The organism is Bradyrhizobium ferriligni, from assembly GCF_056837965.1.
Map to the genome: position 1 here is coordinate 1 of NZ_JBXEJO010000213.1, position 596 is coordinate 596.

The window sequence follows — 596 nt, forward strand, 5'->3', positions numbered from 1 at the left end:
TTTACACTTATGCGATCGGCGGCAGCGTCAGATGTGTATAAGAGACAGATACCAGGTCATTCTTGTCAGGTGTCCAAACCATTTAACCTGTTTTTCTTTTATGAATTGCATGAATGGTTTCACATCCAGCCTCCTTCTGATTTATTCATTTCTAATTTGTCTCTTATTGTCACACCTGCAGCTCTTCTAAGGTACTTCATCTCCGTCGTTATGATTTCCCACTCATTAGCTGCTGTTATTGGCCATGTTTGACACTGGTAACATAGTGTTGGCAAAAAAAATCGTTCTTATAAGATTTGCTTTAGTTTTTAACGGTATCTCTTTATGTGACAACAGTGATGTTAACTGTTCCAGTACCTAGTTAGTAATGGAGATATACCTAGCATATAATTCTTTATATTTCATTTACTTTTTGGGATGTTAATGTTTCCTTGTTTCACGTGATAAGACATATCCATATTCTTTCCCTAATATTGGTTTCTTATCGTCCATCATATGTTACTATACTATACTATACTTTTTCCTAGGTACGAGATATAAAAAACGTTTAACTTATTTCAGTTTGTCTTATATTTAATTCTCACGTCTTACATGTC

The 596-nt window shown here is 34.4% G+C and carries 1 protein-coding gene; it reads left to right on the forward strand.

Annotated features, from left to right (window positions below; all coding sequences use genetic code 11):
* The coding region (locus AC1VNY_RS42540; RefSeq protein ID WP_482409677.1) for a hypothetical protein at positions 1-252 on the forward strand (252 nt) is incomplete at its 5' end.
* Positions 253-596 lie beyond the last annotated feature (344 nt).